23 protein-coding genes are annotated in these 26,203 nt (G+C 40.4%); 8 read left to right on the top strand and 15 right to left on the bottom strand.

The features are described from left to right. From CDG79_RS17175 to CDG79_RS17165, 3 genes are read right to left on the bottom strand one after another with little or no spacing between them, the layout of a single operon-like run. Complete coding sequence (locus CDG79_RS17175) at window positions 1–2,169, bottom strand: tetratricopeptide repeat protein (RefSeq protein ID WP_094343202.1); 2,169 nt, start codon at window positions 2,167–2,169, stop codon at window positions 1–3. Window positions 2,170–2,225: 56 nt separating this feature from the next. Further along, window positions 2,226–3,008, bottom strand: coding sequence for a PP2C family serine/threonine-protein phosphatase (locus CDG79_RS17170; RefSeq protein ID WP_094343201.1), 783 nt, complete (start codon window positions 3,006–3,008; stop codon window positions 2,226–2,228). Between the two features lie 52 nt (window positions 3,009–3,060). Then, entirely contained in the window at window positions 3,061–3,735 is a 675-nt protein-coding gene (locus CDG79_RS17165; RefSeq protein WP_094329203.1) for a vWA domain-containing protein, read from the bottom strand. A 737-nt stretch (window positions 3,736–4,472) separates the two neighbouring features. On the opposite strand from CDG79_RS17165, the gene CDG79_RS17155 reads away from it, so the two are divergent. After that, window positions 4,473–5,879: a response regulator gene (locus CDG79_RS17155; RefSeq protein WP_094343199.1), complete on the top strand. Its 1,407-nt coding sequence runs from the start codon at window positions 4,473–4,475 to the stop codon at window positions 5,877–5,879. A 464-nt stretch (window positions 5,880–6,343) separates the two neighbouring features. On the opposite strand, the gene CDG79_RS17150 is transcribed toward CDG79_RS17155, so the two are convergent. Next, window positions 6,344–6,895 (bottom strand): hypothetical protein, encoded by a 552-nt coding sequence (locus tag CDG79_RS17150; protein WP_094343198.1) that lies wholly within the window; start codon window positions 6,893–6,895, stop codon window positions 6,344–6,346. 184 nt (window positions 6,896–7,079) lie between these two features. On the opposite strand from CDG79_RS17150, the gene CDG79_RS17145 reads away from it, so the two are divergent. Then, complete coding sequence (locus CDG79_RS17145; RefSeq protein WP_094343197.1) at window positions 7,080–10,541, top strand: phosphorylase family protein; 3,462 nt, start codon at window positions 7,080–7,082, stop codon at window positions 10,539–10,541. Between the two features lie 104 nt (window positions 10,542–10,645). Here CDG79_RS17145 and CDG79_RS17140 read toward each other — a convergent pair whose 3' ends face one another. Further along, a complete protein-coding gene (locus CDG79_RS17140) occupies window positions 10,646–11,395 on the bottom strand; it encodes a sucrose-phosphate phosphatase (protein WP_094343196.1) in 750 nt (249 codons plus the stop codon). 367 nt (window positions 11,396–11,762) lie between these two features. On the opposite strand from CDG79_RS17140, the gene pheT reads away from it, so the two are divergent. The 4 genes from pheT to CDG79_RS17120 all read left to right on the top strand — a co-directional run bounded on the left by pheT (window position 11,763) and on the right by CDG79_RS17120 (window position 16,049). Next, window positions 11,763–14,213, top strand: a complete 2,451-nt coding sequence (gene pheT, locus CDG79_RS17135; RefSeq protein ID WP_094343195.1) for a phenylalanine--tRNA ligase subunit beta — start codon at window positions 11,763–11,765, stop codon at window positions 14,211–14,213. Between the two features lie 121 nt (window positions 14,214–14,334). Next, on the top strand, window positions 14,335–14,730 hold the full coding sequence (locus CDG79_RS17130) for a hypothetical protein (protein WP_094343194.1): 396 nt from the start codon (window positions 14,335–14,337) through the stop codon (window positions 14,728–14,730). Between the two features lie 15 nt (window positions 14,731–14,745). Further along, entirely contained in the window at window positions 14,746–15,015 is a 270-nt protein-coding gene (locus CDG79_RS17125; RefSeq protein ID WP_094343193.1) for a YciI family protein, read from the top strand. Window positions 15,016–15,248: 233 nt separating this feature from the next. Further along, a complete protein-coding gene (locus CDG79_RS17120; protein WP_094343192.1) occupies window positions 15,249–16,049 on the top strand; it encodes a Tab2/Atab2 family RNA-binding protein in 801 nt (266 codons plus the stop codon). On the opposite strand, the gene CDG79_RS17115 is transcribed toward CDG79_RS17120, so the two are convergent. The 3 genes from CDG79_RS17115 to CDG79_RS17105 form a co-directional block, all read right to left on the bottom strand. Further along, window positions 16,041–16,436, bottom strand: a complete 396-nt coding sequence (locus CDG79_RS17115) for an Mpo1-like protein (RefSeq protein WP_094343191.1) — start codon at window positions 16,434–16,436, stop codon at window positions 16,041–16,043. The genes CDG79_RS17120 and CDG79_RS17115 overlap by 9 nt on opposite strands. Window positions 16,437–16,872: 436 nt before the next feature. Next, complete coding sequence (locus CDG79_RS17110) at window positions 16,873–17,250, bottom strand: helix-turn-helix domain-containing protein (RefSeq protein WP_094343190.1); 378 nt, start codon at window positions 17,248–17,250, stop codon at window positions 16,873–16,875. A gap of 165 nt (window positions 17,251–17,415) precedes the next feature. Next, window positions 17,416–18,147: an HNH endonuclease gene (locus CDG79_RS17105; RefSeq protein ID WP_094343189.1), complete on the bottom strand. Its 732-nt coding sequence runs from the start codon at window positions 18,145–18,147 to the stop codon at window positions 17,416–17,418. Between the two features lie 427 nt (window positions 18,148–18,574). Between CDG79_RS17105 and CDG79_RS17100 the strand changes: the two genes are divergently transcribed. Further along, window positions 18,575–18,916, top strand: coding sequence for a type II toxin-antitoxin system RelE/ParE family toxin (locus tag CDG79_RS17100; RefSeq protein WP_094343188.1), 342 nt, complete (start codon window positions 18,575–18,577; stop codon window positions 18,914–18,916). A 4-nt stretch (window positions 18,917–18,920) separates the two neighbouring features. Further along, the gene (locus CDG79_RS17095) at window positions 18,921–19,235 is read left to right on the top strand and encodes a helix-turn-helix domain-containing protein (protein WP_094343187.1); all 315 of its coding nucleotides are present in this window, start codon (window positions 18,921–18,923) and stop codon (window positions 19,233–19,235) included. A gap of 43 nt (window positions 19,236–19,278) precedes the next feature. Here the strand turns inward: CDG79_RS17095 and CDG79_RS17090 are convergent, their stop codons facing one another. From CDG79_RS17090 to CDG79_RS17060, 7 genes are all read right to left on the bottom strand, one after another. Next, on the bottom strand, window positions 19,279–20,985 hold the full coding sequence (locus tag CDG79_RS17090; protein WP_094343186.1) for an N-acyl-D-amino-acid deacylase family protein: 1,707 nt from the start codon (window positions 20,983–20,985) through the stop codon (window positions 19,279–19,281). Window positions 20,986–21,104: 119 nt separating this feature from the next. Continuing rightward, window positions 21,105–21,485 carry a PIN domain-containing protein gene (locus CDG79_RS17085; protein ID WP_094343185.1) on the bottom strand — a complete coding sequence of 127 codons (381 nt, stop codon included), beginning with the start codon at window positions 21,483–21,485 and terminating at the stop codon, window positions 21,105–21,107. 9 nt (window positions 21,486–21,494) lie between these two features. Next, a complete protein-coding gene (locus tag CDG79_RS17080) occupies window positions 21,495–21,755 on the bottom strand; it encodes a hypothetical protein (RefSeq protein WP_094343184.1) in 261 nt (86 codons plus the stop codon). A gap of 185 nt (window positions 21,756–21,940) precedes the next feature. Further along, window positions 21,941–23,218 (bottom strand): glycosyltransferase, encoded by a 1,278-nt coding sequence (locus tag CDG79_RS17075; protein WP_094343183.1) that lies wholly within the window; start codon window positions 23,216–23,218, stop codon window positions 21,941–21,943. 8 nt (window positions 23,219–23,226) lie between these two features. Further along, window positions 23,227–23,865 carry a YybH family protein gene (locus CDG79_RS17070; protein WP_094343182.1) on the bottom strand — a complete coding sequence of 213 codons (639 nt, stop codon included), beginning with the start codon at window positions 23,863–23,865 and terminating at the stop codon, window positions 23,227–23,229. Window positions 23,866–24,289: 424 nt separating this feature from the next. After that, a complete protein-coding gene (locus tag CDG79_RS17065; RefSeq protein WP_094329222.1) occupies window positions 24,290–24,739 on the bottom strand; it encodes a VOC family protein in 450 nt (149 codons plus the stop codon). A 275-nt stretch (window positions 24,740–25,014) separates the two neighbouring features. Continuing rightward, window positions 25,015–26,115, bottom strand: a complete 1,101-nt coding sequence (locus CDG79_RS17060; protein ID WP_094343181.1) for an ABC transporter ATP-binding protein — start codon at window positions 26,113–26,115, stop codon at window positions 25,015–25,017. Between the last annotated feature and the right edge of the window lie 88 nt (window positions 26,116–26,203).

Below are 26,203 nucleotides of genomic sequence, written 5' to 3'. Positions count from 1 at the left end.
TTAGTTAGTTTTTTCTAGATTACTTGAGCCTTGGAATAAAGGATCGCATTTGTTTTCTACGACTACACACATATTGCTGAGTGCTTGCTGATAATTATCCATATCATCTTGCTCAAGAAAGATTTTGGCAGATGCCTGTATATCTTCGATAGCTTTCGTCTGGTTTTTGTTAGATTCACTACCGCCATATTGTGCTAGCTCATAGCGAACCATACCTCGTTTGAGATATGCTTTTGCTAGTTTGGGGCTAATAGTTAATGCTTCGTTAAGATCGGCGATCGCTAGTTTATATTCTTGCTCATAATTGCTGCTATATTGAGCAATTTGATAATAGACAACACCTCTCTGAAAGTAAGCTTCTGCTTTGGATACATTAAGTTTTATCGCCTGAGTAAAATCTGCGATCGCTCTTTTGTAATCTTGTTGAGATTCACCGCTATATTTAGCCATTTGGGTGCGGACAATCCCCCGTCTGATATGAGCTTCAACTTCATTATTATCCAGACCGATAGCCCGATTATAGTCTGCGATCGCTAGGTTATATTCGGTATCAGGATCGTTGCTATATTCGGCGAGCATATAGCGGGCATTGCCCCGATTCACCAGAGCTTTGATTTGATTGGGATTGATTTTGAGAGCTTGGCTATAATCCGTGACTGCTCCTTCGTAGTCTTTCAGGTTATAGCGGGCATTGCCACGATTTACAATTGCTCTAGCATGTGTTGGCTCTTGTACAATTGCTTCGCTCAAGCTGGCAATTGCTTTTTCATAGTCTCGGTTTTTGTAAGCTGTATAACCCTGCTGATAGTAATCAGCGAAGCTGAGTTTGTTAATTGTCTGGCGAGACTTCAAGGTTTGTTGGGTGTAAGCATTTTGGGAAACTAACGGCTGAGTAAATTTAATCATTACGTCCGCATATCCCAATAAACCAAAGCCCATCAAGCAACAAATAACTGGGTATAATTTTGACCTCTTGGAACGTTTATAAGATGAACCGCTTGGGGTAATTATTGGCTGCCAATAATTAGCTAAGTGCGGTGACATACTGCGCTGTGGAAAATGCGGTGTCTGGGTGTAGCGCTTTTTCGCTTTGATTCGCGGTTGGAGATGTTCTCTAGCTTCTATAGCCCGATGTGATGGGAAGGGGTCGCGTCCGCCTAATCGCACTGTCCGTTCGCACCAGGGACAGCTACGCATGTGGTTGTTGTAGCGATGCTGGGGATTTGTAGTGCAGGTAATTAAAGAATCTTCGGCTTCCGCGATTGCTGAGAGCCAAGTCTGGGCACTGGGGCGGAGTTGTGGGTTGTTGTGACCCTCTTCAAAACAACGGACAAATAGTTCTTGTAAGCTGGGATGAAGAATTTCCCAAGGGGGTGCAATGGGGGTAGGTAGGTAGGGTACGTAACGCTTTTGGCTGTAAGTGAAATGACCCGATGCAATGCGGGCTTCGTAGGGCGGTGGCTCAATAGCGCCTTGAAAAATCCCCGAAAATGGGTGAGTGCCTTCCATGAGGAGTTGGAATACCAGCACCGCTAACCCAAATAAATCGTGAGAAATTTCGCGATCGTGCTGGGCAAAAGTTTTATTCTGTAGTTCTGGTGGAGTAAACTCTGGTTTCCCAACAGGGCAGCGATAAACAACATTGCTGTTGGGGTCGGTTACTTGAAAAGAGTCTGTGTCTATCAAAGTCACCAATGCCGTATCACTGACGAGGATATTTGACTCGTTCACATCACCAATACAATATCCACTAGCGTGCAAAGCTGCAATTGCTGCCGCCAAGTTACGAGCCGTGCGGAGCAGGTACTGATAGTTGAATAGGGGACAGTGTTGGCGACGGGTTCTGGGGTTGTAAAAGTCGATGATTGGACGCATCCCCTGAATCCGTGGCATCAAAAAGCCCAGGATGCTGTTTTTGCCATCTGCTGCCCGCAATACATCCTCTGGCCAAGCGATAGAGATATGCCCCAAACTAGCCGTAGGGTTTTCTGGGGGGTTGGCAAGCATCGCCTGTAATTTATCAGCATGGGCAGTCGTTGGCTTGTGGTAGATTTTCGCCACCAAATGGTTATCGGATGGCACTGCATAAACACAAGCTTCACCGCCACGCCCCAAACTGACATTGAGGCTGAGGATTTCTTTTCTAGGGGAACAACGTAGTACCTGCATAATGAAATTACCGCTAACGGAAGTTATTTAAGATGTGAAACCTGTAAATTGATTGCTCATGAGTCGTTGAATGCAGCTATAATGAGTGTCAAATCATCATCAGTGCGTTGCGTGATTCGGTCTGAGCGTAAAAACTTTACCAACTGCTCCTTTGCTTCTGTCTTATCCTCGGTATTGGCGACAAATTCAAATAGCGGAAAAAAGAAGGGTTTGTGAGGTTCACCAACAACCATATTCAAAGCCAGCATTTGTAGTCCGTCAGTAATAATACCAACATTAACTATGTCGGTGCGCCATAATCTCATCTGCGCCGTATGTAAGGCTGTAGGCGAAGTTAAAAAAGTGGTTTCGTTGATGTATTCGCCGCTATCAGGTATAGTCAGTGCGAGCAGATTGCCCGTGCGATCTTTTGCCACTGCCAAACCATCACCTATTTGCACTACAGCTACAACTTCTGGGGTGGCAACCATCATAATTAAGGTAGTTGCTAAATCTTGAGGCTGTTTGTCACAAGTAGCCGCCTCATCCTCCACAGCTTTTTTGGCGGCTAGTATGGCATCATTTAAGAGCGATCGCACTAAGGCATCATCACTCAAAAGTTTTCGGGTGATTCCAATGCTAGAAATGCTTTCTATTGCTGTTTCTACAGCAATCATCGCTCCCACTTTCCCAAGGCTAGCAGAACCCGCGCCATCTGCTGCGGCCGCCACTAAAACATTATCTGACAATATCTGCCAGTGATGAGCATCCTGACATAACTGCTTGTTTTTTAAGTGACTTGTACCACATACAGACGCAGCCACAATCCGCCATTGAGCAATCTGTTTTGATATTTTCATAAGATTTTTTTCCCAACAGCTAGCTGTGTCAACATCAAGCTGCGATTTTTAATTAAACAGTCCCCCAACCAATGGGCGGTAGTGCTACCTGTTCGTCTACCTGTGAATGAGATACAGCTGACATACTAGTTGATAGCCAGACAAACATTTCGATAAAGTTTAATCCTTTCAGTTTCAGTGGTGTACGCACAGTTATTTGATTTAAACGCGTCATATTCGCATTCTCTACACCAACTGTAAAAAATGCTACGCGCTTATTAGCTTCATCTCCCTGTAAACGCTGGGATGCTTGCTCTACTACATTCTCTAACTCGCCTTGCGGTTCTCCATCGGTAATCATGAATACCCAAGGACGATAGTAAGCAATCCCATTGGTACGATACTGAGATTTTCGCTCTTGAATTATGTCCAAAGCTTTATGAATTCCTGCACCCATTGTAGTTAAGCCCTGGGCTGTCAAAATGGGCGGGTTGAATTGATCGGCAGTCACAAAGTCTTGTACGACATTGACATTACTATCAAAAGTGACGATTGCCACTTCCACTCGTCTGGCGGCTAAGGAATTTTTGACTAATTCATCCTTTAAACTGAGTAAACCTTGATTTAAAGCCTCAATCGGATCTCCCTGCATCGAGCCAGATGTGTCTAGTAAGAGCACACAAGGACAACGTGGTTCTGGGTTCTCAGCAAATTCTACTACTTCATCAAGTCTTAAAGTATCGTGCATAACTTTTTGTGTTATGTTAAAGTCCAAAGCCTTATTTCCCTTTTCTCAGATTATGTAATTCCAGTCGACTCAGCGACTACAGACATATAGTATCTAGTGGTAGATGCTCTAATCTTTATTAAACAAATTATTTTCATAAAGTTCTCTATATATTTTAAGAAGAACTTGAGTACAGCTTAGTTTAGCAAAAAAGAGTTTATCAAAACCCAGCGTTACCTGTTGTAATGTATCTACCAAAAATTTATATCCATTAAACCTACAGTACAATAAATACGTAAACTTTCCTAGATAAGTTTTTAAAGATTTTATGTAGGAAAAATGTTCCTTTATAGAAAAATTATTAACCATAATTTAGGATCGTTAGCTCTAGAAGTATACCAGTGGAACTGCGGGAACTTGGAATAAAATTTGCCTCTTAAGATGAAGAGACATCAATAAACGTCGTTATTAAAGTCTTTAGCCAACAATTGTCGGTAGTGAGTAAAATCTAAAATTAACCAACATCTTCTGATAGTCTAGCTATGATAATTGTTTACCTTTATTCATACCCACCCACCTACTTGTTTTTTGAGATAGATTAAGTAAAATGTGCTAAATGTAACAAATGGGTTACAAAGCTTATAAATTTTAATATATATACACATTCTAGAAATATTACAAAGAAGAAAATACTTCATAGTTGATATTTTCAATCTTCAAATGTTCGGTTGTTGATTCCGCAAAAAAACTTGAAAAATATGAATAACTCAGGTGCATTCACCAAATTACGTCCTTTAAGTTTGTTAAGACAGTTATCTAATTGCTCTGATAGTACTTATTTACAAGCATTAAGTAACTCAGTATCTTGGTCGATTTACTTAGAACAGGGCAAAATAACTTACGCTACCCATTCAGTGGAACCGTTCGATCGACTAGAACGCCATTTGCGCCGCCTCAGCCACCAAGTTCCTATGCTTACTAGCGAGGTTCGCGTTCAAGTCCGTCTGATGTTTGAACCAGATTCCCACAGTCAGCTAATCGAAGATGACAGCAATTCCAGAAGCCACCCTCCTGAATATCAGGCGATATCTTGGCTTGTTAGTCAACAACATCTACATTCTACCCAAGCAGCAGTGCTGATTCAAGAATTAGTGAAAGAGGTGATTGAATCATTTCTACTGATTAAAGGAGGTACTTATGAATTGACAGAACCAATTGATAGAATGCCAAGAATTTGTCGGCTAGATGTAGAAAAAATTCTAGACCGTTGCCAAGTCAGATTACAAAATTGGCAGGCTTTTATTCCACAAATTTCTTCTCAATATCAACGTCCATATCTGTTAATTAATAGCAAGATTGAGGAAAAAGACTTACCAAAACTTCAGTCAGATTTAATTAATTGGATGAAGGGTTTCAGCCTGTGTCATCTGGCGACAATTTTGAATCAAGATGAAATCCAACTGGCTCGCAATTTATACCCTTACATACTGAAGGGTGCGATTATTTTGCATGAACCCGATCCACCTTTTGATAAATTACCAAAGATATTTGAAGAGCAATGTCTACAACAGGCTACGCCTGCGGTTTTCTCAAAATTAGTTACAGAAATAGTTCACACCACAAAAGAGCTAAGTAACACCGTCAACTATTACCCCGATATTTCTGAAGAGAATATAGCTCCTGTTCAACAATTACCACAGATTTCTCCTCCTCTCCAAGAAAACTTTCAGGAACCAACAATATCAAATAACATAAATCCTGCTTCTCTAAGAGTAGCGGCTGCTACTGTAACGGCACAAAAAGTCCACAAAATTGTTTCTGTTGATGATAGCCCCACAATTCTTAAAGAAATTAGCCGTTTCTTAGAAAATGAAAATTTTTCTGTAGTGACCATTAACGATCCAGTAAAAGCCGTTCTGTCAATTATAAGACATAAACCAGACTTAATTTTGTTGGATTTAAACATGCTGGGAATCGATGGTTATGAGCTGTGCCGAATTATACGAAATAATTTAATTTTTCAAAAGACTCCGATCATTTTTGTCACTGGGAGTAAAGGAATTGTAGACAAAGTAAAAGCGAAACTAGTAGGGGCATCTGGATATCTTACCAAACCGTTTACACGCGCCGAATTGCTGAAAACAGTCTTCATGCATTTGACTTAAATGTAAGGATTCAGGTAGAGAGTACCTGATAATAATTTGGCAGAACGGTCATTATGATTATCTGTTACTAAACAAAAAATTAGTGGTGGTTCATGGTTGCTTGAGCGATTTAGTAATACTACAAAACTATTAATGAGACTTAGGCAAAAAACACCGATAAAATTACCTCAAACGTATATCCCAATGGGTTTTGACATCGTTTTACTTGGTTTGTTGATATATTTGGGTTTCAGGTGTTTTGGGGCATTTGGTGTATTTCCCTTACCCTGCAACGGTTTGAGGCTTATTTATTCGTCAAAAATGTTTAAATCCCGTTAAGTGTTATGCAAACTTGTCGAACTCAGCAGCATTCTGTTATCAACTTATTTGCGTTAGCTTTACATGCACATGTTGGTTATGAAATTACTTATCCTTTCACTTATTCCTTTTTCTGCAACCTAAATCCTTACACTGAGTATGGAATTCTAGCGCCCCTTTGCCAGATCAGCATAAATAAATATTTCGACTCCCAACACAATTAAGAGTAGAAGTTCCACCCAAGACAGAATAGTTATCGCTAGGGGAGGTTGGGAAACCAGAAACCAAAACGCTGAAAGAGCAATCACGCCCGAAAATACAAAAGTAATTTCATCTACAATCAACTGCTGAATCTTGCGACGTTTTCGATGCTTGTCATCACGATGAGCAATCTCCCAACCAAAGAGAGTTTCCAGATCCGTATAGCCCGTGTGTTCCTTAACTTTATCAACCAGCTTGAGGCGAATGTACTTGCCAATCGCTGAAATTTTATCGTCATTAACCACATAAGTCCAACCCAGAATTAGACAAACCCACGGAATCACCAGCAGAGCATAATAGTTCGACGAATTGGAAACGGCAAACGAGATAACAGTTCCGAACAAGCCTAATGTCACGTAAAGCAAGTTGTCCCGAAAGCCGATTCGTTGAGCCTGTTCCGACTTTAACTTGTCGTATTCCTTAAAGAAAATTTCAAGTATTTGATCTTTATCGCTCATGGCTGTTTCCTAAATAGCATCATTTTTCCTCAGTATTCTGGCTATCTCACTACTATACTTTTACTATTAGTATTAACTAAAACTTGGGCAAGACTCAATAAAGCAGCAAAATATAGAATAATGTAGAGGCTAGCTGCTATAAATTTTATAATGTAGTCCTTGAGTTAAAACCTTAAAATTAACTATGCCGATTGCTGTTATCCTTACTGCCTTGTCCGTTGAGTATCTTGCTCTCCACTCTCATTTAACAGATATTCAAGAGAAGACTAGTCCCTTGGGAATGGTTTATGAACAAGGAAATTTTATTGGAAACCGACAGGAATGGAAAGTGGGAATTGCCGAGGTGGGGGCTGGCAATATTGGAGCAGCCCTAGCAGTAGAACGGGCAATCTCGTACTTCAAGCCTAATATTATTTTCTTTGTGGGGATTGCTGGAGGAATCAAAGACGTTGCAATCGGCGATGTGGTGGCAGCAACAGACGTTTATAATTATGAGTCAGGTAAGGTAGGAGAGCAGTTCTTCACCCGACCAACCTTGGGAAAGTCAACCGATGCACTGGTGCAGATAGCCAAGTCAGAGGCAAGAAAAAGCGAGTGGTTGCAACGGCTATCCGACACTCCAGTTTCGCAGCCTAGTGTGTTTGTAGCTCCCATTGCTGCTGGAGAGAAGGTGGTTGCCTCCAGGCAGTCAGATATTTTCCAGTTATTGAGGACGAATTATAACGATGCGATCGCCGTCGAAATGGAAGGGTTTGGTTTTCTGAGTGCCGTCTTTGCCCACCCCAATATTAAAGCGATTGTGATTCGAGGTATCTCCGACTTAATTGAGAATAAAAATGACGATTCTATAGAAACTGAAATAGATCGCCACAATAAAGCTTCTCGTCATGCCGCTGCTTTTGCTTTCGAGATTTTGGCAAACTTTCAATTAGAAGATGGAAATGGAACAATATCAGAGGTTGAATCTGAAGATGCAAATGCAACAACTAATACTTTGATATCTAAATTTGAAAATTTAAATGATTCTGAAAAAGAACTATTATATTTGTTTGCAATTGAGTATAATGATTTCCTAACTCTCAAAAATCTTAGAGAGAAATTATTTGCTAAAGAATCGAGTAAATTAAAAGATAATTGTAAGATTCATTTAGATGAATTGGTTAAAGAAAATTTTTTAATCCAAGATGCTGATAAATATATATTACAATCTGATATGTATACCCATGTAAGAAAAAAATTTATAAATGAAGTAAGTAAAGAAATTCAAAATCAACAGCTTAGACTTTTAAAAACTCACTTACTCTTTTCAGCACAATCAGAACCTACAATTAAAACCAGGCGAATCAATGATATCTTAATCTTTCTTAAAAAAGAATTATTAATTAAAAATACTGAAGAAGAAATTACTAAAAAATTATCTTCTTTTTTAGTAGATTTAAATTCACAAACAGAATTATTGGAGAATTATGCTGCTGGAAATATTTTGAATATATTACTGCAATTAAATCTGAAAAAAGATTTTAGTAACTTTAATTTATCAAATATTACTGTTGCACATGCTGACTTGCAGGATGCTTTTTTAGAACAAGCAAATTTTATTAACTCTGACCTAACTCAATCTAAGTTTTGTGAACCATTAGGTTGTATTCATTCTATTGCTTTTAGTGCAGATGGCACTTATTTTGCAACAGGAGATGCTCATGGTTCAATTAGAATTCATAACACAGAAAATCGAAGATTATGTGTTCTTAGAAATGCAAGTCATAGTCAGATATGGTCAATAATTTTTAGTCCAAATAATCAAAAATTAGCTAGTTGTACTGAAGATGGTAGTCTTAGTTTGTGGGTTGTAGATAGCATATCTGATGATCAAGAAATTACACTTTATCCCGATTCTAAACCCTTTCCTTCTAAATATAACGGTCGTATTTTATCAGTTGCGTTTAGTTGGGATGGAAATATATTAGCTATTGGTGTAGCTAATATAGGTATTATCTTACAAAATGTTGAGATATCTGAGCCATCAAAAACTTTAATACATGAAAATGTACATTGTTTAGCTTTTAATAAGACAAAGAATAATACAAGACTTGTAAGTGGAAGTAATAATGGATCTGTCAAATTGTGGGATATAGATAGTAAAGAATCCAAAGATTTAAAAAAACAAGATAATTGTACAGTTCGATGTCTCACATTTAGCCCTGATGGTAGGAAGATAGCTAGTGGGGGAGAAGATGGAAAAGTTCGACTATGGTCTGACTCTAATAATTGGGTAAACCTTAGTGAAATTAATTGCAAGCCAATTGAAATTAGCGATCCAAAAATTAAGCAGGTGCGTGCATTAGCTTTTAGTCATGATGGAAAAACTCTTGCTATTGGGTGCATTGATAATGAAAGTGCTACTCATTCTAGTGAACATACGATTAGATTATGGTCGGTAGAAGAGCAAAGATGGTTAGAACCACTATTAAACGCTCACACACATTTGATAAGAAGTTTAGCATTCTGTCCTAAACCAGAAAGAAGTAATCTTCTAATAAGTGGAGGAGATGGGCGTACAATTAAATTCTGGGATATTCAAAAAAGAGAATGTATAGACGTTATAAAAGGATATGCAAATCGCATTTGGTCTATAACCCCTAGCTTTGATTGTAAAACCTTTGCTTCTTGTGGTGAAGATAGCAAAATCCGAATTTTGGAGCAAGCTAGTAATTACAAATGTATTCAATCACTTTCTAAGCATACTGATTGGGTTTGGTCAGTAGCATTTAATCCAAATAATGATTTTTTAGCCAGTGGGAGTGAAGACCATAACATTTTATTGTGGGAACGAAATGGTGAGAATTGGGAATATAAAACGACTCTAAAATCTCATCAAGAACGTGTAAGATGTGTTGCTTTTAGTCCTAATAATGAGCTTCTTGCTAGCACAGGCAATGATAAAAAAGTTATTATATGGGATATGAATTATATCAGAAATAGTATAGAGAAAGATAAAATTATACGTGATGAATTTTCCCATAAAGACCGAGTGCTGTCAGTAGCCTTTAGTCCAAATAGTCAATACATTGCTAGTAGTAGCCGAGACAAAGTTATTAAGTTAAAAAATCTTGTTAATAAGAGTTTTATTAATTTTAATGAAACTCATGATGACCAAGTACATACTATAGGTTTTAGCTTAAATAACAGAACTCTTGTTAGTGGAAGTTTCGATAAAACATTAAAAATATGGCATATTAATTCTCAAAACTGTACTTGTATTCAAACTTTAAAAGGACATAGTGCAGGAATATTATCTGTCGCTTTTCATCCTAAAAATAATAATATAGTTGCTAGTGCTGGACATGACAGAACTATTAAGTTGTGGAATATAAATAATGCAAGATGTCTTTCTTCGGTAAACGGACATAAAGGTACTGTAGAATCTGTAACTTTTAGTCTTGATGGTAAATATCTTTTAAGTTCTAGCCAAGACCAAACTATCAAGATTTGGAATATATCAAAAAATTATGATCAAATTAATCATATTCAGACTATCGAGCTTCGCAACCTATATCAAGATATGAAGATTGCTGGTATTAGGGGTTTAAGTGAATCTCAAAAGTCTTCATTAATAGATTTAGGCGCAGATTCTAATGTACTGTAAAATAAATAGTTATTCAGCACTTAGTATTGAGATATTTAGACAATGTCTGTATTTAATTGAATTATCCTATATTATGCAACGCCGGGCTGTACTAGTCAAAAAACTCAAATAAAATTAAAGTGGCGTAAACCTTCTAAAATACCATTTGCGTAAGAAGATTTCGCAAGATAACGGTAATCTGTTGAATTAGCCTTGTACCATTCAAGCAATTCTGGACGAGCGTTACCGACAATAATTCCACGTTCTTCTCCAGCACTAAATAAAGCTATATCGTTTCCCGAATCACCGCATACAACTGTCGTAGCGGAATTAATTTCCCATTTATATTGTAAAAACTTAACTGCTAAACCTTTATCTGCATACAGGGATAAAATGTCAAGATCCTTCCCACCACTATAAATTAAATTAAATTTCAAACTCTTGCTTTCTAGCTGAGACTTTAATTGCGGTAGAACTTTTATAGAGTTTTCTTCACTTATAAGATAGCTGACTTTAAATGGACGTTGTTCTGATTCCTTTTGAGGCACTAATTCAGGAAAAGCTGTGGCAATTTCTACTATCAAGTTCCGATTCCATCCATCTGATAACTTTTCTGACCATTCTGAATCAGGAGTGTATTCTTGAGAGTCAAAATAGATTTCAGTTCCTACAGAAGTAATCAGTGCATCAGGGGTAAGAAGAGGTTGTTCTGCTATTAGCTCTTTATATAAAGTTAATGAGCGTCCTGTTGCGTATACTATTTTTGTTCCGTAGTCTTTTCGATGCTGTTCTAACTCATGATTTAGCTTCTCTAACGCTTTGTAATCACCTACTAATGTATGGTCTAAATCGGTCACAAATAAAAAAGAACTCATGGTATTTACCTACTAATAGAAATCCTAGTGGTTGAAAGCAGGATACGTAGAAGCAGAGATGTTTCACCCTACGGAGCAAGGAGTACCGCAAGGGAAGATTATTTAGCCCCGTCCTTGCTAATATTGCTTTGGATGGTTTAGAGCAATTATTAGAAGAATATCGCAAAATAACCTCTCTCAAACATATCTCCCATATTTAGAAAAGCCAAGACACCATGGCAAAGATAAAAAAGCGATATTGTTCTGCCAGTCTAACGTAGTAGGATTGTTCAAGTGAAAGGGTACGCCTAGCGGGGCGAGTAGCCATCGAGCGCTTCTTGCACCCTAAAATAAGAACAAAAGACGATTCCTAAAACAAGCACACTCCATGCGTATTTCTCTAAATTGGCTGCGCGAACTAGTAGAGATAAAACTTAGTCCAGAAGAATTAGCTGAAACCCTCACAATGGCGGGGTTTGAGGTTGAAGATATTGAAGATCGCCGCACTTGGGCCAATGGCGTGGTTGTAGGGAAAGTACTTGAGCGTCAACCCCACCCCAACGCCGATAAATTAAGTGTTTGCCAAGTCGATATCGGTGCAGGTGAAACTTTAAATATTGTCTGTGGCGCTGCCAATGTGAAGGCAGATATCTATGTGCCGGTAGCAACTACGGGTACTTACTTACCCAATATCGATTTAAAAATTAAACCTGCAAAATTGCGTGGTGTCCCATCTCAGGGCATGATTTGTTCTTTAAAGGAACTTGGTTTGCCCACCGATGTAGACGGAATTCATATTTTTACTCAGGAAAATTTACCATTGGGTAGTGATGTGCGTCCGTTGTTGGGTTTAGATGATGTGATTTTAGACCTCACCGCAACTGCTAATCGCGCTGATGCTCTGAGTATGGTAGGTGTAGCCAGGGAAGTAGCAGCTTTAACTGGTGGAAAGTTGAGTATTCCTGAACCTGGTGAAGTCTCTATTGCCAAAAAGCCTGGAAATTTAACTTTAAAAATTGCTGATACCCAAGCTTGTCCTGCATACATCGGTACGGTAATTGAACAGGTGAAAATTGCTCCATCTCCCGAATGGTTGCAACAGCGTTTGCGGGCGGGTGGGGTACGTCCCATCAGTAATGTTGTGGACATTACTAACTACGTTTTGTTGGAATGGGGACAACCACTCCACGCCTTTGACTGCGATCGCCTAAAATCAGTTGCAAGTAACGAAAATTTAACCATCGGCGTCCGCTTCGCCAATAATGGAGAATTCCTCAAAACCCTGGATGGACAAACTCGCACCCTATCAACCCAAAATTTGTTAATTACCGCTAACGACAGACCCGTTGCACTAGCGGGAGTTATGGGTGGAGAAGAAACGGAAGTCCATGAAGGGACTCAAAGCTTAGTTTTAGAAGCAGCTTTATTTGATTCCGTGGCAATTCGCCGTTCTTCCCGCAGTGTTGGGTTAAGAAGTGAAGCTTCTGGCAGATATGAACGGGGAGTTAACCGCGCTGAGTTGGAAGTAGCTAATCGCCGCGCCTTATCTTTAATTAGCGAATTGGCTAGTGGAATTCTTGTGCAACAGGAAATTGCCGACACCCGCCCCGATCCGTCTACCTGGAGTCGTTCGATCGCACTGCGTTTAGACCGAGTTAATCAGATATTGGGGCCAATTGATTTAGGAGAGGACACAGGTGAACTCCAAGAACAAGATGTTGAGCGCATCTTGACTGCATTGGGATGTCAATTGACTCCTTCAGGAGAAGATAGCACCCATCAACCTACATGGTCAGTTTCTGTCCCACCCTATCGTTACCGCGACTTAGAACGGGAAATTGATTTAATTGAAGAAATTGCCCGTCTCTATGGCTACAACAAATTCTGCGATACTTTACCAGAAAAAGCCGAAGCTGGTTATCTGCCTTTAGATGAAGAACTGATTCGCAAGTTACGAGCTTTCCTCCGGGCTGAAGGATTGACAGAATTAATCCACTATTCTTTAGTCAAACCAGGAGAAGACAGAAATATAGTACTGTCAAACCCCTTATTTGTCGAATATTCAGCGCTGCGAACCGATTTGATCTCTGGGTTAATTGATGCCTTTCAATACAATTTAGAGCAAGGTAATGGTGCGCTGAACGGCTTTGAAATCGGGCAAATTTTCTGGCGAGAAGAAGACGGTTTGCAAGAAACAGAAGCCCTGGCTGGGATTATAGGAGGCGATCGCACTCTTGGTAAATGGTCAAAAAGTGGACGCGAAGAACCCATCACCTGGTTTGAAGCCAAAGGCATTTTAGAAAGTGTATTTCGGCAACTTGCCTTGGAAGTAGAATTCCAACCCGATCGCCGCGACGATCGCTTACATCCAGGACGCACCGCTTCCCTGTGGATTCGGGGTAACAGGCTGGGTATTTTTGGACAACTCCATCCCCAACTGCGACGAGAAAAAGGCTTACCAGATTCCGTTTATGTTTTCCAGTTGGATCTAGATGTGCTTTTAGAATCTGTAGGACAAGATGAAATTCTCGTTCCGGCATTTCAGCCTTATTCTACCTATCCAGCTAGCGATCGCGACATCGCCTTTTTCGCACCGGTGAAAATCTTAGTTTCCGAAATTGAAAAAGTAATTACCAAAGCGAGTAAAGATTTGCTCGAATCGGTGGAACTATTTGATGAATATCGCGGCGAAAATGTCCCCGAAGGACAGAGAAGTTTAGCATTTCGTCTAGTTTATCGGGCTAGCGATCGCACTCTTACTGAGGCAGAAGTCGAACCAGTACATAATAAAGTCCGCGAAGCCTTGGTGGAAAAATTCGGCGTTAACCTGAGAAGTTAGGATTTAGGAGTTTTTTGGTCTAGTTCCCAGGTTCAACCTGGGAATACTTTATTTGAGGCAGAGCCTCAAATTCTTCTGTAAAGACTAGCCAAAAATTTTCAATTTTAGATTGGGGCATATTATGAACACGCTGGAAATAACTCAACAAATTCAGCAGATGCAATCACACATGTCTCTCACACTTGATAATCCTAAATCAGTCAAACTACAGGTTAAACAAATTTCTCTATTACAAAATCAACTCAGAGCGATCAAAAAGGAGGTTAATGTAAATATACGTAATATTAATCAGGAAGCAAGTCAATCTGGTACAGATAGTGTTGTGTCAGTTGGCTTGGACATTTTTGGGAAACACAAGTGGGCTGGAAGGTTGAGGGCAGAAACTCGACGTGCAATTGAACGAGAAAAAAAATTCTCTCGTCAGCCATATTTTGAAATCAAAGAAGCAATTGACAATCTCATTTTAGAAGGAGATCGACTCAAGCTTTTAGCAGAGCAATATCTTATTAACCAGTAGGAGTAACAAGTAATTATGCCTAAATACATACTCTGGGGGACTTACTGCGAAGACGTTCTCGAAAAACGCACCCCCCACCGTCAAGCTCATTTAGATGGATTAGCAAAACAGAAAGAATCCGGTGTGCTAATTACTCTTGGCCCAACCAAAGATGTTACAAAAGTTTTTGGAATTTACGAAGCCGAAGACGAAGCCACTGTGCGCCAGTTGATTGAAAACGATCCCTACTGGAAAAATGGCATCTGGACTGAATATTCTGTCAAAGAATGGATTCAGGCTTTATAAATTGGGCATTGAGCATGGGTATTGATTATTAATTCTTCTTCCCCCGCTCCTAGTCCCCAGTCGGGAGCAACGCGAAAAAGTGAGATCGTCGTGAAAAGAGCAGGGGGAGTGAAGAGAAAATCTTAGTATTTTTTACTACCGAAATAGTCCTAAATACACTTGTTTCTTTCTCTCCCCCTGCTTCCCCTGCTTCCCCACCTCACTGTCCAGTCCCCATTCCCCAGTCCCCATTTATGAAAATTTGGCAGGTTGATTTTTATCGTCGTCCCTCACAAGATGCATCGGGACAAATTTTATGGGAGTTGTTGATTTGTGACGCAACTCGCAACTTTGAGTATGAAGCTACCTGTCTCCAGTCAGCAGCGAATTCTAATTGGGTTGCTGCTCAACTTGAGTTAGCTGCTGGTGAAAAATTGCCAGATGTGATTCAGGTGTTTCGTCCCCAGTCTCTAAGCTTAATTGAGGCGGCTGGACGCAATTTAAGCATAAATGTCGAACCTACCCGCCACACTTTGGCATTGAAGCAGTGGTTACAAGAAAAGCAGTATCCCTCAGCGCTGGATAAACCACCTCCAGCACCATTACCAGAGAACCTCTGGGGAGAACAATGGCGTTTTGCGACTCTAGCTGCTAGTGATGTAGAAACGAGATTTAGCGATCGCCCCATTCCCATTTTGCACATCCCAGAACATCTCAAACCCATCAATTTGGGTTTAGCGTCAACGGTGCCCGTCCCTGGTGTGGTAATTTATGGTGGACGACAATCAATGCGCCTAGCACGGTGGTTACAGCAAGCCCGCCCTGTGGCGTTAAACTACATTTCTGGCGCACCGGATGGCTTAATATTAGAGGCTGGCTTAGTAGATAGGTGGATTGTTGCCACTTTTGAAGATCCAGAAGTTACAACAGCAGCCCAAACATATCAACAACGGAAACAGCAAAGTCGAGGATTGCACTTTTTGTTAGTACAACCAGATGATTCCGGGATGACTTATAGCGGCTTTTGGTTATTACGGGCAGATGATTCATATTGATAGATAATTATTTAATATCTTTTGCTGTTGGCGAATATCGTCTCGATATTTGCCCATTAAAATCCTGATTAACATTTTACCCAAACAGTAAGAAGCCCGCCAAGAAAAAACAGCATCTTGTAAATCAATATGGCTACGCTCAAATAAAAAATGTCCGGTTAATCCCACCAATTGAGTTAACGGTAAGCCCAAGAATAACCAAAAGTTTTGCAATTTCCAAGTATAAAATAGTAACCCGTAAAAAAAGAATATTCCCAGAATGTGTAGAGTAATATTAATTGGATGCTGATGTTTAAGAATAAAAATATCCCAATAGTCTGTAAAGGGATGATCCAGAATTTGATTATTAATCCGATTTCTCAAACTTTGTTGAGGATTATAATTCATATCAAAACCTTACCAAATTTCACCTCGCTGCATCACCAATTTTCTTCAGAAGTTCATAGCATTGCCAAAATCGTCGGGTTGTGTAGTGCATCAGATTTCGTTGCTATACCCTGTTTGAAACTCAGCGATCGCACTTTATCCACCTTAGTCATCGCTTTCATAAAAATAGTGCTTTATACATAGTCTAGAATAACAAAGAGCGATATAATTTATACCTTAATAGTCATTATCAGCCACACAAATACCTTTACATTTAATACCATTCGTAGCAGTGCGCTGACAATGAGAACATAGAACTTTTTCGTTTTCTATTTCTTCATTTATTTTTATACTAGTGCCTTCCTGTAGCTTGTCTTTTTCGGTCTGGAGCTTTTCACTCATAAGAATCGAGGAATTATTCGCTGTTTAATATTTCGTCGCTTTTTTATGGCCATTATTAAGCAGAGGTTTGCACCGAATCATAAGGCTGGATCAGAATCTCAGCCGGAATACCTAACTCTTGATTTAACTTCCGAATCATCTCCAAGGTCAAGGAGCGTTTACGAGATAGTATCTCAGATACCCTAGCTCGACTGCCAAGACATGACTCCAAATCACGACGAGACCAGCCACGGGTATCCATGTAGTATTGAATTGCTTCGATAGGATCGGGTTTTTCAATAGGAAAATGTGCCTTTTCATAAGCTTCTACTAAGGTACTCAGGATATCTAATCGATCGCATTCAGGTGTATTAGGGACGGCATCAAACAGCAACTCAATTTCTCGAAGAGCTTCCTGATAGTCAGCTTGGGTTCTAATTGGACGTAATTCCATACATCAACCTCTATTTAGATAGAGTCACTTGAAGAGATGCTAACTTTTATTCCGAATTAAGTCTAACGTTCCTAATCAGCGATCGCTCCACCCGTCGCATGTATTACTTTCATAAAAATAGTGCGTTCTATTTCGTTAATGTAGCGTACAGGAAAAGCGATCGCACTAAAGCTCTAGAAATCGAGTTCGAGACAAACCCGCTTCTGTTGCAAGTTCTGGAAATTTTATCTGTACTTCTTTCAGTGTTAAAGGCGGATCTGGATCTATGTCAAGATTTGCACCTATTAATCTCGCACGTCCATAATCTGCGCGATGGATATAGTTGTAGTATATGACATATTTATCCCGATCAATTTGGTACAGTTCATAAAAATGTGGGCTGAGGGAATCTTGATAAATTATCAGTTCAGCAATTAGCTTACCTCTAAAGCGAACCACTTCAATCGCTACAGGGTAGTTTGCATAATTAGACCAGAGTGTACCAATTTTTTTCTCAACAACACCTGCACCAAGAGGTTCTTCAGGTATTTCGGATAATGCCCAGTCTATTGGAATTTCAAGACCTCGGCGTACATATCCAAGATGTTCCTCTTTGATTCGCTGTAATTGATCAACTGGATACTCATTTGGTTGGTCATCAACCAATTTATGATGTATTTTACAAAGCAGAATCAAATTTGAGAAAGAATCTAGTTGATCGACAGGAAAACTTAAATCTCCACGTGGGCCACCTGCTTCTCTTGCAACAATGTGGCATTCATCACCAACTATAGATTCATCATCATTTGGTGAAGCATCCATAATTAGCTCACATTTACAGATTGCACACCTATTTCCAGAACGTCCCCACAAAATTTTTCTTGTTTTATCAGTAACGCCCAAGCAGTAACACCTCATATCAATTTACATTGTTAAATTGATATTACCAACAAAACATTAATGTAGTTGTACCACAACCTTTAAGCAGATGGTGACAAAACAATTCCCAACTTTTCACGCCCCAAGCGATCGCTCATCTTGCCCACACAAACAACCTGAATCCCATTAATATAAGTTTGCTTTCATATAGGAATCCGGTTTGATTTGGAGAAAAGATACGTAGGGGAGCCAGTCGTGTGGGCGGGTTTCCCGACTTGAGCGGTAGCGACTGTGCGTAGCGTTACTGGCATTGTGTTAGCGACATCGTAACGCACTAAATCCTTGATAATGGTGCGTTACGAACTTCGTTCTAACACACCCTACAATACCTAAATTTTGTTCAGAAATAAAATAGGAGTCCTATAGGTATATTATATCGATATATCAGATATGATATAAATACAGCATGGGAGATCAAAGTAAGCCTTTAGTTTGGTTACATGGTGAAGTTAAAACCCCACCTTTCAGTCAAGAAGCACGCATAGAAGCAGGTGTTCTGCTCAGACAATTACAGGAAGGTGAATCGCTTGGGTTGCCACATTCACGCCCTATGCCAAGTATAGGAATTCACTGTCATGAATTACATATTCGAGATGCAGATAAAAACTGGAGGATCATTTATCGAATTGATGACGATGCAATCTTGATTGTTGAAGTCTTTAATAAAACAATCAGAACAACATCCAAGAAGATAATTGAGGTTTGCAAAAAGCGTCTGAGCAAATACGATACCGATCAACAGGAGTAATGTGATGGATCAAGCTAAGAGAGAACGTTTGAAATCTAAAGGTTGGAGAATTGGCACAGTTTCAGATTTTTTGGAGTTAACACCCGAAGAAACTATCTTGGTTGAAATTAAGCTAGCTCTCAGCCAAAACTTGAAAGAGCGTCGGCAAAAACTGATGACTCAAAGTGAACTCGCTGCTAAGATTAGTTCTAGCCAACCTCGAATTGCTAAAGCTGAAAATGGTGATGCTTCAGTATCAATTGAATTGTTGATTCGGGCAATGTTAGCAACAGGTGCAACCCCTCAAGATATTGGACAGGTGATTGCTGGTGTGGGGTAAAAGCAATTCAATGCTCCGCTCTCAAGCCTCCGCATGAGATAATTCAACAAGGAAACAAAACAGTTCCCAACTTTTCACGCCCCAAGCGATCGCTCACCTCACCCCCACAAACAACCCGAACCCCATTAATATAAACCCCTTGCACAATCTCATCCGAACCACGCTTAACCATCCGAGGTTCACCATCTAAAACTGGATCTGATATCTGCACCTGTGGGCTAATTGGCTGATTTAAAGCATTGGGATCGAGTAAAACTATATCCGCTTTCGCACCAACTTTCAGAACTCCCGTATCAAGACGGAACCAACCAGCCGGTTCCCCCGTAACGCGGCAAATCGCAGCTTCAGGTGAAAGGAACTTGGTTGCAACTGCTTGTTTGAGCAAAGACAAAGCTCCATCATAGTAGCCCAGGTTACGGACGTGAGCGCCAGCATCGGTAAAACCAGGCAAAATATGAGGATGCTGCATCATCGCTAAACGGGGTTTTAGGCGATCGTTCGCTCCTGTCGCCACCCAGCGTAAATCTGTATCGTATTTTTGTAATGCGTGGATAAATAAATCTACTGGTTCTTGTTGGTTTTGACGAGCAATTTCGGCAAAACTTAACCCTTGCCAACTTGCTTCGGGACAGTGAATAACTTCCATCAAATCTAACTGACGATGGAATGATTTACGCCATTTACTCAGCCATTCTTGGCGAAACTGACGACGAAATATTTCTGATGCCCATAGTTGTTGCCTTTCTTCTCGTGACTGACAGCCATTGAGTTGTGCGCCTGTGGAAAATTCTTCAAATAAGGGAGTCACAGATCCATCAGAGTAAATAGTGAAGGGTTCGGTTAGAGTTTGAAAGCGGACATTCCCATTTAGAAGCCGATTCCAAATAAAAAGTAGGGGGGAAAATATTCGCCATAGGTTGCGATCGTGTACGGCATCTAAGGCTGAGAGGACTGTTAGTCGCAGTGGTTTTTGTGCAATTCCTGAACCCATCCGCAGAATCTCTACAAAGGAAGCAAGTCGTTGTAAGTTGGGTGTGACTTGAAAAACTAGATCCCGTTGCCTACACAAATCTGCTAACATTGCATATTCTTTAAATTTCGCGTGTTGAGACGGAATTGTGCAGCCTTGCCATTCTCCACTCATCCGATGCCAGGGAAACATATCAATAGAAATACCAATAAAGCCAGCGTCTAAAGCATCTCTGGCTATGCGCTGCATAAGTTTTAGTTCAAATTTTGTCGGCTGAACAGTTAAGCTGCGTTCTAATCCCATCACATGAGCGCGTAAGGCACTGTGTCCAAACATTGGGGCAACATTAGGGCCAAGGGGTAACTGTTGCAAATGCTGTAAATATTCTGCTGGTGTTTGCCAGGAAACCGACTTTTCTAGCCATTTTGCAATCAATCGATGGGAAAGTGTCTCTACCCTCTGAAAAATATCAGCTAAGATTTGGGGTTCTGCGATCGCAACAGACAAGCTACAGTTACCAATAACCAGGCTAGTAACACCATGACGCACTGATTCACTCAATCCTGGTGCAATTTCTAACTCTAAATCGTAATGAGTATGAATATCTATAAATCCAGGTGTCACCCATAACCCAGAAGCATCAATCATTTCACGTGCTGGGGTAGTCAACGAGGGTGCAATGGTAACAATGCGGCCATTTTGAATGCCGATATCTCCGCGAACAGGTGGAGAACCTAAGCCATCGAAAATTAACCCGTCTTTAATCAGCAAATCTAGCATGATTTTTTCCCTTGGCTTCCTTGCAAGTTTTAGGGCATGGCTTTGAAATTCTCTAGCACTTTATCAATAAAAAGTTTGTTTATCTTAGCCTCATATCTTCTAATTCTTTAATTCCAACTTCAGCGCGTATAAGGTTGTGCTGTAGTAAGGTCAGGTATAACCCTGTAATGCTTGATGTTGAAAGTACATAGCGTAGCTCCTCTGTCAACAGCGCAAGCGGCAATCAAAGCATCAAGTAAGCCTAAATTATCTGATAAGTGATAGCTGGTAAAATTTAATAGAGCAAGCCCACAGTTAGTTTCAGTAGGCCAAATCACGGGTAGGGGAGCAACGAGCTTGAGAGTATTGCGGACTCGTTGAGTATTTTGAGCATTTTGGATGAGTTCCATAACAACAAAGCCAGGAATGCTCGGTACTTCTGGAAGGCTGGCAAACCAAGCAATTGCAGGAGTGTGGCCGCGCTGAATATCAATCAGAATGTCTGTATCCAATAAGTACATTAAATTTACCTACGATCGCTCCCGTGTTTCAGCCTGATGGCGTAACTCACGAGCAGATGCTTGACTATCAGTGATATCCGGGCGTGAATTGATCACACCTTCGTTTTGCCAGTAGGTAACAAGCTCTGCTCCAGTTTTGGGTAAATTATCTACAGATTTTCTTGTAAATAAAATACGTAAAATATATTCTGATAAGGGTAAATTGAGTTCAGAAGCTTCGGTGTGAAGTTCGTTTTCTAGTTCTGATGGTAAATTCAGGTTAATACTCATCTCGCTCTTTTGTCTAGTTGTGATTCTAAATTGATTGTAGCTTGAGCGGAAAAAGGATTTGCTGGGGTTGTTTTGAAATAGCGATCGCAACTTCAGCGCATTTCATGATTTTATTGATGAACCCGAAAATAAACTTTAGATTTACTCTGTTTTTTGATAAGATTATCTGATTCTTTAATCATAATTTATCCACCCCGATGCTCAGTTTTCACCCAGTGCGATCGCTCTTTTTGCACGCACATCTTTAAAGTTGTCACAATCATCACAGGAATCCAATGCACCATGTATAATGACCCTTGAATTGTCGCCCAAATCAAAGACCATCCTCGTAAATTTTGAAATTGGTAAAGTCCAGCAATAAAGGCAATTGTCAAAATGACGCTGAGTAGTGTTTGGAGTGGAAATAAAACTGGATAATGGCTATAAAATATTGTCCAAAGTAAATCGGGAATTAACCCAATTGGCAGAAGAAATTGCAATAAAAAAAACAATAGTAAATCAATTTCTTTCGCCCAACCTAAAGTAAGAATTTGAGGGAAATAATCCAAATAACGCTGATAGCCACCTTCAGCCCAACGACAGCGTTGATACCAAAGTTTTTCCCAAGTAGTTACACCTTCTTCCTGAATTGATGGAACTGTAATAAACTCAATTTCCGCACCTGCTAAATAGAGTTTGAAGCAAAGATCCAAATCATCGGTGACAGTGTTCTCATTCCAACCTTGACACTTTTCTAACAATTCCCGACGAACTAACATCCCATTACCCCGCAGTTCAGACATTCCACCAATAGCAATGCGATGGGTTTGCAGAAAACTATCACAGTTCATTTCCATCTGCTGACAACGGGTTAAGAAGTTGGTATTAGCATTAGAAATCGCTTTTCGCACTTGCACTGCACCGATCGCTTGCTTCTGAAACAAAGGTACTGTTTGCTGGAGAAAATTGGTAGGTAATTGAGCATCCGCATCACAGACTAGAATAATCTCCCCTTGGGTAAAGGGAAACACCGCATTCAACGCCCCTGATTTACCACCTTTTGATTCCCGTCGATGAACTTGTAAAGCTGGAAATTGAGTTTGTAATTCCTTCAAAACCTGTGGGGTTTCATCGGTACTACCATCATCAACAACCCAAATATCTAGGGAATCGCTGGGATAATTCAATTGGCATAAGCTGTAAACTAGATTAGCCAAGACTGAACTTTCATTTTTAGCCGGAACTAAAATCGAGACAGGTGGTAAATAAATCTCACTCTCCATCACCGCCGCCACTGGTTTTGCTAATAGCATCCGTAATGTTTGCACAGTCAGGATTGCCGTTAATCCCAGCATCAACCATTGTGTTTCTGGTAGCCAGTGCAGCAAACTCACGCCACCCCAGACTAATAAAACTACTAGGGTTGCTTTGAGCCGGCGATGAAAGATAGTATTTTTACTGGGCTGATAGGTGCTTCTTCCCACTTTATTTGCTATATCCTGTCGGTTCGTGGCTTATTCCTGCGACGTAATAATAGCATCGTCACTGCTCCCACTAGGAAACCACCCACCCCTGCTGCAACTGCGAGAATCTGCCCCAATTGTTGAGCAGCATTCAACACTGGGTTATTCAGCAGATTGGAGGAGAAATGCAGCGATTGAATCATCCATTTATCTTGGAGTTTTTGCAGCACGGCTGTCCATCGCAACGCCATATCAGCCGTTTTGCCATCTTTGAAAGAAAAGGATGCGATCGCCTCTCCAGAGGCAACATCTATATCTGGAGTGAGAAATGTTCTGATCGTATCTCCCTTCAGTTGCATTTTGATATCTTTAATAGAACTAGAAAACTGCTGATTCCAGTACTTTTCAAACTCAGGGACTTTGTGAAAAATCTGGTTATCAACTGTTGTGATTGTAAAGCTTGGGTGCAAGTAAGGCTGTATTTTGGCAAAATCACGAGTGTTTAGGGCTTGCAGGGCTATATCCCGCGTGCGAATAATTGCATTTATCTCCTGTGGGTTGACATCTGCTAGAGCGGATTGGGGTAGATTCCAAATTACCAACACTAACAAAACACTCCAAAGTAGCTGAGTGCATTTGTATCTGCTTGCCCATCTCTGTTTCATCATCTAAAAAACCTGTAGATTGATTGATGCTTACTGATAATTTTTTTAATTTTACTACCCATATTCCATACTTATTTTTGTCAGATATAATGCCCACTTTCTTGGGTAAAGTCATACTTACCTACAAGAGATGCAATACTGCTCGGTTAAGAGGATGTTTGAAAAGTCCTATTGTAGGTATTAAAACGTTCTAGATCCCCCTAAATCCCCCTTAATAAGGGGGACTTTGATTCTTCCCCCTTAAAAAGGGGGGTTAGGGGGGATCGCTGAGTACCTAAAATCACAGCGAAATACTTGTTCATTCATCCTTTAAGGGGAAAAGGAAAGACAAATAAAACCTTTAATCCTTCCCCTTTAACCTTTTCCCTAAGCCAAATTCCTAGTTTAAAATGCAAAACTCCGAGCAGTATTGATAAGGGATGCCGAGTTACACTTGTTCTTTGCTGCCAAACAAGACTTTAATTCGTTGTTCGATCTCTTCGGATGAAACATCCTCTTGATGAGTCGCAATCCACCAATAATTTCCGTTTGGATCTTTCACAGCCGCATGGCGATCGCCCCAAAATTCATCATTTGGCTCCATCATTGAGGTAGCACCGGCTTTGAGAGCATTGTCATAAGTTGTGTCGGTATTCTCAACATACAGGTAAATGGAACTTGGCGTTGGCTTAAATTCACATCTTGCTTCGCTCACCATTATTACTGAGTCGCCAATTTTGACTTCAGCATTCATGATGCTACCTTCTGGGTGTAGGGTACGACGAATTTCCTTGGCTGCAAATCCCTGTTTGAGAAACTCGATTAGGGTTGCTGCCCCTTCGACAAAAAGATACGGTGTAACGGTATGATAGCCGAATGGAATAGGTTTAACTGTCATAATTGTTGCCACAACAAAATAGTACAAATGTATTGTAGTTCAAGCTAACTATATCGATCGCAATCTTAAAACTCTGTATCAATAACCCTATCTATAGGATTACTATTTGATTTTTGAACGAAATTAGGTATTGTATGTAGAGTGTGTTAGAACGGAGTTCGTAACGCACTCTTATCAAGGGTTTGATGCCGTACTCTCCGTGCTAACACATCCTACGGATATTTTCATAAATCAAACCGGATTCCTATATTACCTAAAGTACTGAAAAAGGGTTACTAGCCCCTCACACCTAACATTTGCCTCCTGACAAGAGCATGGCCAGATTGAACATCAAACCAGTGAATATCTTCAGGGGGCAATGTCAGTGTAATATCCTCAGTACTCCAAGTTTGGTCTGTTGGCAACAAAGCACGTACTATAATCGCTTCAGTTTGTGAACCCTCAACCTTGACACTGACCAAATAATGCATACCCAAGTTTTCTACTAGATGCACTCGCCCTTGAATAGTTTGCGTATCACCTGGTTGGGCAATGCGAACGTTTTCTGGGCGGATACCTAGCACAATCTGGGGTGGTACAGTTGGTATATCTGGCAGAGTTACTTGGAAATTCCCTAGTATCGCGTAGCGTTCGTGACAAGATAAAGTCAGCAAATTCATCTGAGGACTACCAACAAATCCAGCCACAAATAAATTAGCTGGATGGTTATAGATAACTTCGGGCGGGTCAAGTTGCTGGACATAGCCATCGTTGAGCAAAGCTACTTTTGTGGAAAGTGTCATCGCTTCTGTTTGGTCATGGGTAACATAGACCACAGGGACTTTTTGCTCTGCAAAAATTTGCTTGAGGTCGGCTCGGACTCGTTCTCGCAACAGCGCATCCAAGTTACTTAAGGGTTCATCTAGCAGATATACATCAGCATTACGCACTAAGGCCCGACCAACCGCAACCCGCTGGCGTTGACCTCCAGACATTTTACCAGGCTTGCGGTTCATTAACTCTGCTAATCCTAAAATTTCTGCCACTTCTGCCACTCGCTGTTTAATTTCTGTCGGTGGTACTTTTTTCAGCTTGAGTCCAGAGGCGAGGTTATCGTACACTGTCATGTGCGGATAGAGTGCATAACTTTGAAATACCATTGCGATGTTGCGATCGCCTGCTGATTTATAAGTAACATCCACGTCATCGATCGTAATCTGACCGCGAGTAGGTTCTTCAAGACCTGCAATCATGCGTAGAACAGTGGATTTGCCACAACCAGAAGGGCCAAGTAGAGTCAGAAACTCATGGTTATCTACTGTTAAGCTAACGTCTTTGACAGGGACAACTTTGGAAGTATAGGTTTTATTCAGGTTTTTGAGTTCGAGTTTAGCCATTTTTCATTTGTCATTGGTCATTTGTCATTTGTCATTTGTCATTAGTTATTCTTCCTTGTCCCCTTGTCCCCTTGTCCCCTTGTCCTCC

This window comes from Nostoc sp. 'Peltigera membranacea cyanobiont' 232 (assembly GCF_002245985.1).
In the GTDB taxonomy this organism is placed as follows: Bacteria; Cyanobacteriota; Cyanobacteriia; order Cyanobacteriales; family Nostocaceae; genus Nostoc.
Note: the sequence above shows the minus strand (reverse complement) of the source record. Positions and strands in the feature narration are given on the sequence as shown.

Bases quoted from the DNA above. Each gene is read 5' to 3' on its own strand.
- CDG79_RS17175 (WP_094343202.1), bottom strand. From the start codon at position 2,169: ATGCAGGTACTACGTTGTTCCCCTAGAAAAGAAATCCTCAGCCTCAAT.
- CDG79_RS17170 (WP_094343201.1), bottom strand. From the start codon at position 3,008: ATGAAAATATCAAAACAGATTGCTCAATGGCGGATTGTGGCTGCGTCT.
- CDG79_RS17165 (WP_094329203.1), bottom strand. From the start codon at position 3,735: ATGCACGATACTTTAAGACTTGATGAAGTAGTAGAATTTGCTGAGAAC.
- CDG79_RS17155 (WP_094343199.1), top strand. From the start codon at position 4,473: ATGAATAACTCAGGTGCATTCACCAAATTACGTCCTTTAAGTTTGTTA.
- CDG79_RS17150 (WP_094343198.1), bottom strand. From the start codon at position 6,895: ATGAGCGATAAAGATCAAATACTTGAAATTTTCTTTAAGGAATACGAC.
- CDG79_RS17145 (WP_094343197.1), top strand. From the start codon at position 7,080: ATGCCGATTGCTGTTATCCTTACTGCCTTGTCCGTTGAGTATCTTGCT.
- CDG79_RS17140 (WP_094343196.1), bottom strand. From the start codon at position 11,395: ATGAGTTCTTTTTTATTTGTGACCGATTTAGACCATACATTAGTAGGT.
- pheT (WP_094343195.1), top strand. From the start codon at position 11,763: ATGCGTATTTCTCTAAATTGGCTGCGCGAACTAGTAGAGATAAAACTT.
- CDG79_RS17130 (WP_094343194.1), top strand. From the start codon at position 14,335: ATGAACACGCTGGAAATAACTCAACAAATTCAGCAGATGCAATCACAC.
- CDG79_RS17125 (WP_094343193.1), top strand. From the start codon at position 14,746: ATGCCTAAATACATACTCTGGGGGACTTACTGCGAAGACGTTCTCGAA.
- CDG79_RS17120 (WP_094343192.1), top strand. From the start codon at position 15,249: ATGAAAATTTGGCAGGTTGATTTTTATCGTCGTCCCTCACAAGATGCA.
- CDG79_RS17115 (WP_094343191.1), bottom strand. From the start codon at position 16,436: ATGAATTATAATCCTCAACAAAGTTTGAGAAATCGGATTAATAATCAA.
- CDG79_RS17110 (WP_094343190.1), bottom strand. From the start codon at position 17,250: ATGGAATTACGTCCAATTAGAACCCAAGCTGACTATCAGGAAGCTCTT.
- CDG79_RS17105 (WP_094343189.1), bottom strand. From the start codon at position 18,147: ATGAGGTGTTACTGCTTGGGCGTTACTGATAAAACAAGAAAAATTTTG.
- CDG79_RS17100 (WP_094343188.1), top strand. From the start codon at position 18,575: ATGGGAGATCAAAGTAAGCCTTTAGTTTGGTTACATGGTGAAGTTAAA.
- CDG79_RS17095 (WP_094343187.1), top strand. From the start codon at position 18,921: ATGGATCAAGCTAAGAGAGAACGTTTGAAATCTAAAGGTTGGAGAATT.
- CDG79_RS17090 (WP_094343186.1), bottom strand. From the start codon at position 20,985: ATGCTAGATTTGCTGATTAAAGACGGGTTAATTTTCGATGGCTTAGGT.
- CDG79_RS17085 (WP_094343185.1), bottom strand. From the start codon at position 21,485: ATGTACTTATTGGATACAGACATTCTGATTGATATTCAGCGCGGCCAC.
- CDG79_RS17080 (WP_094343184.1), bottom strand. From the start codon at position 21,755: ATGAGTATTAACCTGAATTTACCATCAGAACTAGAAAACGAACTTCAC.
- CDG79_RS17070 (WP_094343182.1), bottom strand. From the start codon at position 23,865: ATGATGAAACAGAGATGGGCAAGCAGATACAAATGCACTCAGCTACTT.
- CDG79_RS17065 (WP_094329222.1), bottom strand. From the start codon at position 24,739: ATGACAGTTAAACCTATTCCATTCGGCTATCATACCGTTACACCGTAT.
- CDG79_RS17060 (WP_094343181.1), bottom strand. From the start codon at position 26,115: ATGGCTAAACTCGAACTCAAAAACCTGAATAAAACCTATACTTCCAAA.